The sequence below is a fragment of the Paenibacillus aceris genome (genome assembly GCF_017874035.1).
In the GTDB taxonomy this organism is placed as follows: Bacteria; Bacillota; Bacilli; order Paenibacillales; family NBRC-103111; genus Paenibacillus_E; species Paenibacillus_E aceris.
Window position 1 is genome coordinate 1 of record NZ_JAGGKV010000047.1, and the last position, 11,303, is coordinate 11,303.

General features: G+C 46.4%; 4 protein-coding genes and 1 pseudogene. 4 read left to right on the forward strand and 1 reads right to left on the reverse strand.

The window, feature by feature from the left end:
- The 3 genes and pseudogenes from J2Z65_RS34640 to J2Z65_RS35595 all read left to right on the forward strand — a co-directional run.
- Nucleotides 1–186, forward strand: a pseudogene (locus J2Z65_RS34640) (ABC transporter permease); the annotation flags it as partial.
- Complete coding sequence (yjfF, locus tag J2Z65_RS34645; RefSeq protein ID WP_209856377.1) at nt 176–1,153, forward strand: galactofuranose ABC transporter, permease protein YjfF; 978 nt, start codon at nt 176–178, stop codon at nt 1,151–1,153. The pseudogene J2Z65_RS34640 and the gene yjfF, both read left to right, overlap by 11 nt.
- A 251-nt stretch (nt 1,154–1,404) precedes the next feature.
- Nucleotides 1,405–8,163, forward strand: coding sequence for a family 43 glycosylhydrolase (locus J2Z65_RS35595; protein ID WP_167063106.1), 6,759 nt, complete (start codon nt 1,405–1,407; stop codon nt 8,161–8,163).
- A 47-nt stretch (nt 8,164–8,210) separates the two neighbouring features.
- Here the strand turns inward: J2Z65_RS35595 and J2Z65_RS34675 are convergent, their stop codons facing one another.
- Nucleotides 8,211–9,638, reverse strand: a complete 1,428-nt coding sequence (locus J2Z65_RS34675) for a response regulator (RefSeq protein ID WP_167063109.1) — start codon at nt 9,636–9,638, stop codon at nt 8,211–8,213.
- 280 nt (nt 9,639–9,918) lie between these two features.
- On the opposite strand from J2Z65_RS34675, the gene J2Z65_RS34680 reads away from it, so the two are divergent.
- Nucleotides 9,919–11,303 (forward strand): sugar ABC transporter ATP-binding protein (locus tag J2Z65_RS34680; RefSeq protein WP_209856379.1); only part of this gene is annotated, 1,385 nt, incomplete at its 3' end.

Here is an 11,303-nt window from a genome sequence, read left to right on the forward strand (position 1 = left end):
ATCCAAACGTTGACCACCACGATTTATATGATCGGAGTTCCGCCTGAAATCACGTTGGTGGTCAAAGCATTTGTCGTACTGGCCGTCTGCTTAATTCAGTCCGAAGCTTTCCGCCAATCCATCGTCTTCCGCTGGAAGACCCGCCATTATCCGGGAGAACGGGAGGCCAAACGCCATGCTGCTTAATCGCAAATACATTCCGATTTATGTCACCGTCTGCTTATTCGCCTTGATGTATATCGCCGGTTCTTTCCGGTATACGGGCTTCTTCTCCCTGCAAGTGCTGCTGAATCTGCTCATCGATAATGCCTTTTTATTGATTACGGCTGTGGGGATGACCTTCGTCATCGTCTCCGGCGGCATCGACTTGTCGGTAGGTTCCGTGATCGCTTTAACGACCATGATCTCAGCTTCGCTGGTGGAAGCAGGCTGGTCGCCGTTTCTTGTCATCCCGCTCGTATTAGTCTTAGGAACGCTGTTCGGATGGGGAATGGGAGCCATCATTCATTATTTCAAAATCCAACCGTTCATCGTCACACTGGCGGGAATGTTCCTGGCAAGAGGGCTGTGCTACGTGATCAGCATTAACACGATTACGATCGATAATCCGATGTACACGAGCATGGCCCAGACCAAAATCCCGCTGCCGGGCGGCAACTTCATTTCGATTAGCGTTGTGATTGCTCTGCTTATCGTTGCAATTGGCATGTATATGGCCCATTACACACGCTTCGGGCGCAATACGTATGCCATTGGGGGCAGTGAGCAGTCGACAATCCTTATGGGACTGCCAGTCGCCAGAACGAAGATGGGCGTGTATGCTTTCAGCGGCTTTTGTTCAGCGTTAGCAGGCGTCGTATTTACCTTCTACATGTTATCCGGGTATGGCTTGCACGCGATGGGGATGGAGCTTGATACAATCGCAGCTGTCGTTATTGGCGGTACCCTGTTAACCGGCGGGGTAGGTTATATTGCCGGCACGTTCTTCGGGGTACTGATTCAAGGAGTCATCCAGACGATCGTCAGTTTCGAAGGAACGCTCAGTTCCTGGTGGACGAAAATTGTGATCGGCCTGCTGCTTTGCTTATTTATTTTGCTGCAAAAGGCATTAAGTGAACGGAAGTGGTCCGTAAGAAAAAGTAATGTGAGATAATTAGCGGATGATGAAGGGGATGGTGCATGAGAATTAGGATAAAATACCTAGTCATCGTAAAAAAATAAAGGAATTACTTAAAAAATTGAATTGAGTTTTTGCAAGAAAGACTTAGTATTAACGTATACATAGCGATGTTCCATGCAAATTATTTTTACAAGGAGGGATCGAGCTTACCGCTTAGGATCAGGTCACCGAGATTATCATGATGGACGTTTAAAGGCATTTAGGATTAGGGAGGAAGAATGCGAATGAGGCAGAAGTTTATACCTGTTTTGACGATTCTGGCATTGTTGGTCAGTATGTTTGCTTACTTTCCTGCTGTGGAAGCAGCAGAGGATTCAACCGGAGCTTATGTAATGCCTTATTATACAAGTAATACTTCGGGGACAAGCATGACCTATATGGATGACAGTCTGCACCTGGCCTACAGTTACGATCGAATCAACTGGGTGGCACTGAATGACAACAATGGGATTTTGTTTAAAATAAATAAAGGCTACGGCGCTTCGCCGACCAATGGCCAGCAAATTCGCGATCCTTTTTTATTGAGAAAACAGGATGGAACCTTCGTTCTTCTGGCGACAGCTGCGACAAGCGCAGGGGCAACGACGAGTTCAAGCATTTTCGCTTGGGATACGACAGATCTTATTCATTACTCGAACGAACGTGCGATTGTAATGAACAGCACTAGTCTGGCAGCGAAGAAGCCTCAAGCTGTTTACGATTCGATTGCAGGGAATTACGTTATATATTGGACGGATGGAACGAAAGTCTACGCCAATACAACGAATGATTTTGTAAGCGTTTCTACGAATACCGTGTATACAGGTGCAGCGTATCCAGCAGCTGTTCCGGATCTGACGAAGAAGCCGACAGGTGCAATTGCATCCAGTTCAATTGCCGTTACGCAATCTGAGCTGAATACCGTGCTGGCCAGTATCGGTACCCCGAAGATTCCGACGGGATCGAACAATATTGCGGTTAGCACAACAGCGGATCAAGCACCGGTCCTGCCGGCTAAAGCAGATGTGAAGTATAGCGACGGAACGACAGAACAAAAGGCTGTAAAGTGGGATGCTATTGATTCCAATGCTTACTCCAAGCCCGGCACGTTCACTGTAACAGGGACAATTCCACAATCTACGCTTCCTGATGTGCCTGTCTATAGTAATCCGTTGATTAAGAACGGAGCGGACCCTGACATTTACAAAGGTCAGGACGGTTACTTTTACTATACAAGCTCTTACATGGATGCAAGCAATAACAATGTGGCCGCCAAACAATATGACCGTATTACACTAAGAAGAGCAAAGACCATTCAAGGTCTTGCAACGGCGGAAGAGAAGCAGATTTTTTATAAAAATGCTTCCGGCGATGCATCGTTTCATATTTGGGCGCCGGAGATCCATCAAATTGGCGGCAAATGGTATGTATACTTTGCAGGTGGTAAAACAACCGCTAACTTTGACCTTCGTGTTTACGTCATTGAATGCCAAGGAAGCGATCCAATGCAGGATGCTTGGGGCGCCCCGGTCAAAGTCTCCATGATCAATGAGTCCTTCGATCTGGATGCAACTGTTTTCGAACACAATAATGAAATGTATATGGCCTATGCTTACAAATATGGAGCTGGCTCCGTAAACTCCAGCATCCGCATTGCCAAAATGACTAGTCCTACAACACTGGACAGCAACCAAGTAACCATCTCAACACCGGAGTACACGTGGGAGCAGCGTAGAGACAACGTTGAAGAAGCGCCGTCGGTGATGAAGAAGAACGGTAAGATTTTTATGTCCTTCTCTGCCGGCTCTACCGATTCGACTTATGCGATTGGGCTGCTAACTGCAGTAGATTCACCGAATACTAACCTGCTTGATCCGGCATCATGGACCAAAACTCCTTATCCGGTAATGGCCACAAGTGTCGCGACGGGCCAATTCGGTCCTGGTCACTCGACCTTTACACTTTCCGAGGATGGAACAAGAGAAGTTTTATCCTACCATGCCCGGGAAAATCAACAATATTCGGGTGTAAACTCCTATGCGCCATTGTATGACGCTTCAAGATGGGCCCGAGTGCAGTATATTTATTGGCACGCGGACGGTTCACCTTACTTTGGCATTCCTGTAGCCGACGGTTATCTGCCAGGTGAATCCGTTACGGCAACCGTTACCGTAACAGCGCCTAACGGATATAACTATCTTGATTCGTACGCGTATACGCTCAATGTAAATGCTGTTCATGCTACCGTGCTGAAAACAGTTGATGGCAGCAACAACGAGCAAGATATCACGGCTAATGCGAGTTATTCATCCGCTAATCCGCTTATCGCATCCGTTAGTGCGAGCGGCCAAGTGACAGGCTTGAGTCCCGGAGATACGGTAATAACGGTCGAGTATCAGGGTAAAAGCTATAAAGTGAATGTACGGGTAGCAACCATTCTCGTGCAGGATAATTTTGAAGACGGCAACTACACGGCCAATCCGAGCTGGACAGTCACGTCCGGTACATGGACGGTAGGCACTGATCCGACAAATGCTAGCAACAAAGTATTGAATCAAACGGATGCGAACGAAGGAATTATCAGTGTCGGAGACGCGAACTGGATGGATTACACGGCAGTTGCGCGTTTTAATACCAAAGCGGGCGGAGCGTATCCGGGATTCTATTTCCGTTATCAGGACACGAATAACTATTACTACTTCCAAATGCAGCTGTTAAATACATTAGCCCTTTCCAAGCGGGTAGGGGGAGCAACAGCGGTTACAATGTCAACAAGCAGCTATACGATGACAGCGAACACCTGGTATACCCTGAAAGTTGTTGTTAAAGGCAGCTCTATCAAATGCTATATCATCAATAATGGCGTGGAAACACTGGTTTTTGACGTAATAGATACGGATTTAACGAAAGGCAAGCTGGCAGTCCGCAACAAATGGCAGGCTTTCTATATGGATGATGTCAGTGTAACTTCGGCAGCTCCGGCTATCCCAACGAACTTGAAGGCAGATCCATCGTCTTCAACAGTGAACGTTTCCTGGGACGCAGTCGCAGGAGCAACAGGGTACAATATCTACAGATCTTCATCTTTGAATGGAACTTATACAAAAGTTAAAAGTGATGTTAACGGCACTTCCTTTATGGATAAAGGGCTTGCATCGCAAAATGCGTATTATTACAAAGTATCATCGGTAAATACGAGTGGCGAGCTTATGCTCTCTGAAGCTGTAAGCACTACTACGTTGGATCAGGCAGCGAATCCATCCAATCTGATCCTTGCCGGCAAAACGGCAACTTCGGCATCGTTAAGCTGGGATCCTGTAACAGGCGCGAGCGGTTACAAGCTTTACAGAGCAATTAAGTCGGGCGGAACTTTCGAGCAAGTCTACAGCGGAGCGTCTGCCAGTTTCACAGACAGCGGTCTTACGACCGGACAACCTTACTTTTATGTTATGACCTATATGAAGGATGAGAGTGAATCCAAAAGGTCGAATCAGGCAGGTCTGATTGCTTCCGATACTTTCCCGTCCGTTTTGTTGGATAGCGAGTCTTATCCACTACAGGCGGCCAAAACGCATGCGACTTCACTAATCTTATTTAATAGTGACGGTTCAACTGCGGAAGTTGCAGGGCAAGCTTCCTACTCGTCGTCCAATACCGCGGTAGCTTCGGTCGATGCGAGCGGAATCGTAACCGGTGTTAGTGAAGGCAGTGCCATTATTACGATTGTCTATCAATCTATCACCTATCATGTTGCGGTAAATGTCGCTCCCCAAGGCTTGTTGCTATGGTACAAATTTAATGAGACAACCGGCAGTGTCGCAGCGGATTCATCCGGTAACGGTTTGAACGGTACGCTGAATGGCGGGGCAACCTGGCAGAGCGGCAATGGCGTGAAGCTGGATGGAAGCACAGGCTATGTGCAAATGCCTAATGGTATTCTTACGGGATTGTCAAGCATCACGGTAGTAACCGATGTGTTTGTAGACCCGGCGTCACCTAATCCGGCATGGCTCTACACGTTCGGGTCTTCGCTGGATCCGTTGAACGACGCTAACGCCCACTATTTGAGCTTGTTGTTTGAAGATAGCAAATCACAATACAGATCTGTCATCACGAAGACCCGCTATTCGAATGAGCAAAGCGCAACCGTATCCTCCGTATTCCCGAAAGGAAGCTGGAAGCAGGTTGCTTACACACAAACGGGGACAACAGGAACGCTTTATGTCGACGGAGTTCAAGTTGCGCGTAATACAGCGCTGACATACACTCCGAATGATATGGAAGCGACGATTGCCAACTACATTGGCCGTCCTGCCTACTTAGCCGACAAGTACATGAACGGTAAGGTCAAAGATTTCAGGGTTTATACGAAGGCTCTGAGCGTATCGGACATTCAAGCGCTCTCGGCAAAGCCGGACTCCTACTATGTCACAATGGATAAAGAAAGTCTGTCACTTGGCGATACAAGCGCTGTAATCAGCGATTTGACGCTTCCGGTTAAAGGCGAGTTTGGCAGCACAATCACATGGTCTTCCAGCGATACGAAGACGGTTAACAATACAGGTGCTGTAACACGTCCAACCTCATCTGAAACAGACAAGACAGTGACATTAACGGCAACGATCGTCAAAAATGCAGCGGTTGACAGCAAGTCGTTTACGATTACAGTGAAAAAACTTCCTACTGACGTTGAGCTTCTGGTTGGGGATGCTCAGGCGCTGCGCGTCTATAACATTGACGATGTAAGAGGCAACTTGACACTTCCGACGTCTGGTTCTAACGGCTCTACGATTACATGGAGCTCTGAGCGCTCAGATATCATTACACCAACCGGTGAAGTGACTAGACCTGCGCATAGCAGCGGAAATGTAACTGTGAAGTTGACAGCTACTTTGACGCATAACAATGAGGTTCTGACCAAAGCATTCGTGGCAACTGTGAAAGAGAAGCCAGAAGCGCTTGATTATCAAGGCTATTTCTTCCCTTACTTCGCAGGGGAGGGCTATTCCAACGGCGAGCAGCTATACTTTGCATTAAGCCAAGGCAATGATCCTCTGCACTGGACGGAACTGAACGGGGGCAATCCTTCGATCCTTTCGAACTTAGGGGACAAAGGGGTAAGAGATCCGTACATTATCCGCTCGCCTGAAGGAGATAAGTTTTATTTGATCGCAACGGATCTTAAGATTTATGGCAACAATGACTGGACAGCCGCTCAGAAAACAGGTTCCCTTTCAATTATGGTTTGGGAATCGACGGATTTGGTTAACTGGTCCGAGCAGCGGATGGTGAAGGTATCTTCGGATTTGGCTGGCAACACATGGGCACCGGAGGCGTTCTATGATAAAACGACAGGTGAATATGTCGTGTTCTGGGCTTCGAAGATTTACAGCGACGCAACGAAGTCAGGCAGTCCGAACGAACGAATTATGTATGCGAAGACAAGAGATTTCTACACGTTTACAGAAGCACAGGAATACTACAATCCGGGATATTCTGTCATTGATACAACGATGATCGAGCATAACAACCAAATTTACAGATTTACCAAGGATGAAAGAAGTTATAACGCATCCACAGCGCCTAACGGTAAAATGGTTTTCGAACAAGTCAGCGACTCTATCTTCGGAAATTTCACGACAATTACGGAAGGTATCGGTAAAGGCTCCATTTCCGTGGGTGAAGGCCCGCTTGTATTCAAAGCGAATGGAAGCAATAAATGGTATTTATTTATCGATTACTTCAGCGGCGGCGGGTATAAGCCGTTTGAAACAACCGATCTGGCATCGGGCAATTGGACGATGTCCACGGACTTCGTTCTGCCTTCCAAACCGCGTCATGGAACTGTGCTTCCGGTTACATTATCGGAGTATAATCAGCTATCGGCTAAAGTTCCGGCAGTTGCACCTGTTAACACAGGGACTAAGGTTACTGGCGTAACGCTTGGAAATGGCGATCTCAGCCTTACGAGCGGTGAGGAAAAACAATTGACTGCAACTGTACTTCCGGCCAATGCAACGAATCAAGGAATTGTATGGTCCAGCACCGATGAGACGAAGGTCACAGTCAGTGAGACGGGTCAACTTAAAGCAATCGCAAATGGCGTAGCGACGATCACAGCATCTACAAGAGACGGCGGATTCATCGCAACGTTCCATGTGACCGTGCAGGGCAGCAATACCCAAATGACGTATTTATCCGGGCCTGCAAGTATTGTTTCCAATCAATCATTTGAGGTAGTGCTTGGATTAAATACCGTAACACCAAACGTCTATGCTCAAGATATGACGATTAACTATGATCCGGCCCAAATTGAATTTATTTCTGCCGAGCCTATGAAACCAGGTTTAACGATTGTAGATAAATCGGCGTTGCCTGGAAAAGTACGCTTGCTTACAGCAGACCTGCATACGGATCAAGCGACTGGCACCCCGATGAACCTGTTAAAACTGCAGTTTAAGGCAAAGGAACTTAGTCAAACCCAATCAAGTACTATTTATACGTCAGATATCGTCTTTGCAGATGGCAATGGAGTGGAGTCAGCGATAACGAATCCAGATTCATACCACTTCCAAATCGTATCTGTGACCAAGACAGCTCTACGTGAAGCTATTGCGATGGCTCAGGCGCTGTATGATGCTTCAGTGGAGGGAACAAGACCGGGCGAGTATCCGCTGGGATCCAAAGCCGCACTGCTTGCAGCGATTCATGGTGCAACTGAGGTAGCAAACGCGAGCACAGCAACTCAGGACCAAGTAAATCAGGCATTTGATCAATTAAATGCAGCGGTGCAAGCATTTAAGTCCTTGATCATTACTTATTTACCGGGAGATTTGAATGGAGACAATGTCGTTCGAATCGGAGATCTTGCTGTTGCAGCCTCCCACTATGGTTTAACATCCTCTGATCCTCAGTGGGCTCAGTTCAAAGCAGCAGATTTAAATAATGACGGTAAGATTGATATCGTGGATCTTGCAGCTATTGCCAATATGATTCTAAACTAAAGTAAAAAGGATGAGATCATCCCGCGTCGGCGGAGGTGGTCTCATCCTTATTTTTCTTTATAGACAAAGTGTTTCACACTTTCATTATCAGCCAGGCTCCTGAATTGACCGCTTCTGCGAAATTGCATAGTTGTCATCCCGGTAACACGTTTGAATAGGTTGGAAAAGTAATTAGCATCGTTATAGCCCACCATGAAGGCAATCTCGTAAGACTTTGCCTGGGTCGACTGAAGCAGCTCCATAGCTTTTTGAATTCTCGTCTGCGTTAAATATTCGATGAATGTTTGACCCATTTCTTGACTAAAAATTTTGCTGAGGTGTCCGGGGCTCAAATTCACATGATCAGCAATATTTTGCAGGGAAAAATCGAATTTATCGTATTGCTCATGGATGTGATGTTTTACTTTGCTTAACAATTCCCCGTATCGATCCGTGGAACTGGATTTCCTGCTCCAGTATTGTTCGGTTAAATGATTCAAGTATGGCGAGCCAATTTTCAGAAATTCAACAAACTTGGTACGATCCAAAAATATCGACTGCTCGGGCGCAACTTGGTTGGATTCCCTTAAAGCTTGGAGGTTTTGATGGGATATTCTCCGCCAGTGCATGTCTTCCATTGCATCCAGGAATGAAGTATGTATGCCTTGCATTTGATCCTGAATGCTGCCAAGCCCAATGGAGAGGGTATAGGGGAGATCATCGGTTAATTGATTTTGAACATGCAGGAAGGATTCTAATTCCTGTTGGAGTTGTTCCGGAGAATCCCCTTTTAGAATCCAAACGCACTCGGTTATGCTCCGTTTAAACATCAAGGTTTGTTCACTCGCGTATTTAACATGGAGCTCTTCCTCTTGTTGTTTCATTAATTCAGAAATATCTTCTGGCGGAGAGGCTGGCGCTGTGATACTTCGGAGATCTGAAACCACGACGGCATAATACTGGGAAAGCAGGTCGATTTGTAATTTAGAGCTCAAATGAACGGCTTCAGAGGTCGTAATAAATCCGCTGCACAGCTCATTTAACAGCTTGCTTTGCGATAAAGTTCCATTTTGGCCATGTTCTTGGATTCGATGTTCGATTTGTTCTTTGGCTTGGCGTTCCTTATCAATCTTATCACTGACTCTTTGAAGTATTTCAAGCAAATCCGCGGAACCGAACGGTTTGACGCAGTATTCCTCAATCCCTAAACGAAGTGCGGTTCTGGCGTACTCAAATTCTCCGTGACCACTGATAATAACAATTTTTATTTCCGGAAATCGCTCACGGACAATGGAGCTTAATTCCAACCCGTCCATGAAGGGCATTTTGATATCTGTAATTAAGATGTCGGGACGAAATTCTTCGATCATGGGAAGAGCAACTTCCCCATCGGGAGCTCCACCACAATAGATAAATCCTTCTTTCTCCCACTGGATCGTGTCTCGAATCACTTCGCGAATTAAAATTTCATCATCAACCAGTATCACTTTTTTCATCTACTGTGCCCCCTATGGATTGTGGTTGAAGGTCGTAAAACAATTCCACTATATCAAATTGCTGTCGGTACGAATATGTAAACGCTAACCATTTCTTCGTGCATCATTCACCATAAATAACAATTTTCGCTAAAAAAAACACCATTTTGTCTGTCGGGATACAGAAAAACCCGTAAATATTCACAAAAAGTCAGCTTGAAACTCTGTATAAAAGGTGACCATAAGCGATTTATAATGAGGACACAACAAGAAAAAGATAGATAAGGAGAGGAGTTATCCCATGAGAGCAAAGCAGCCTATATTGAAGATGACGGGTATTCATAAACAGTTTCCGGGCGTTAAAGCTCTGTCCGGTGTTAACTTCCGACTGTTTCCGGGAGAGGTTCATGCCCTGATGGGCGAAAATGGAGCAGGTAAATCGACACTGATTAAGGTTCTTACCGGTGTCTATGCTATCGATCAAGGCAGCGTGGAAATGGATCGCAAGCCAATCATCGTATCGAGCCCGCAAGATGCTCAACAGGCTGGAATTAGTACGGTGTATCAAGAAGTAAACTTGTGCCCAAACCTTACAGTAGCAGAGAACATTTTCATTGGCAGAGAGCCACGCCGCTATGGACGTATACTTTGGAAAGAGATGAACCGGGATGCAGAATTACTTCTGAAGGAAAGATTAAATCTTTTCATTGATGTTACCGTCCCACTCCATACTTACCCGCTTGCGCTCCAACAGCTGATTGCCATTGCCCGGGCTTTAAGCATTTCGGCAAAAGTGCTTATATTGGATGAACCGACATCAAGCTTGGATCGCGGTGAAGTAAAGCAGCTGTTTCAGGTCATAAACAAGTTGAAAGCCGAAGGTTTAGCGATATTATTCGTGACTCATTTTCTGGATCAAGTGTATGAAGTGTCTGATCGAATAACCATTCTCCGTAACGGAGAATTTGTCGGGGAGTATATGGCAAATGATCTACCTCGGTTAGAGTTAGTCTCCAAGATGATTGGCAAGGAGCTGCATCTGCTTGATGAGCTGCCAAAATCTCAAGTTGCGGGTAGTTCCGCTGCAAAGGAAGTGATGCTGGAAGCAAAAGCACTTGGGCGTAAAGGAGCGATAGAACCGTTTGATCTTCAAATACGAAAGGGGGAAATATTGGGACTTGCCGGGTTACTAGGATCCGGCCGCACGGAACTGGCTAGAATGGTTTTCGGGGCTGATCGGGCCGACCAAGGTGATCTCCTCATGGAGAACGTTGGCGGCGGCATACACTCACCGAGACAAGCGATTGACCAAGGCATCGCCTTCTGCTCTGAGAATCGCAAGACCGAAGGCATCATTGACGATTTGACCATTCGCGAGAATATCATTCTTGCGCTGCAGGCGACGCGTGGCTGGTTCAATGCGATTCCCCGAAAGCGCCAGGATGAAATAGCGGAAGAATATATTCGCGCTCTAAATATTAACCCGCCAAATCCGGAGCATCTGATCAAAAATTTAAGCGGAGGCAATCAGCAGAAAGTGCTGCTGGCCCGATGGCTGCTGACGAATCCGAAGCTGTTAATCTTGGATGAACCGACAAGGGGAATCGATATCGGGGCCAAAGCGGAAATTCAGAAGCTTGTGCTCTCCTTGTCCCAAAAGGGCATGTCGGTGCTCTTCATTTCTTC

Bases quoted from the DNA above. Each gene is read 5' to 3' on its own strand.
- yjfF (WP_209856377.1), top strand. From the start codon at position 176: ATGCTGCTTAATCGCAAATACATTCCGATTTATGTCACCGTCTGCTTA.
- J2Z65_RS35595 (WP_167063106.1), top strand. From the start codon at position 1,405: ATGAGGCAGAAGTTTATACCTGTTTTGACGATTCTGGCATTGTTGGTC.
- J2Z65_RS34675 (WP_167063109.1), bottom strand. From the start codon at position 9,638: ATGAAAAAAGTGATACTGGTTGATGATGAAATTTTAATTCGCGAAGTG.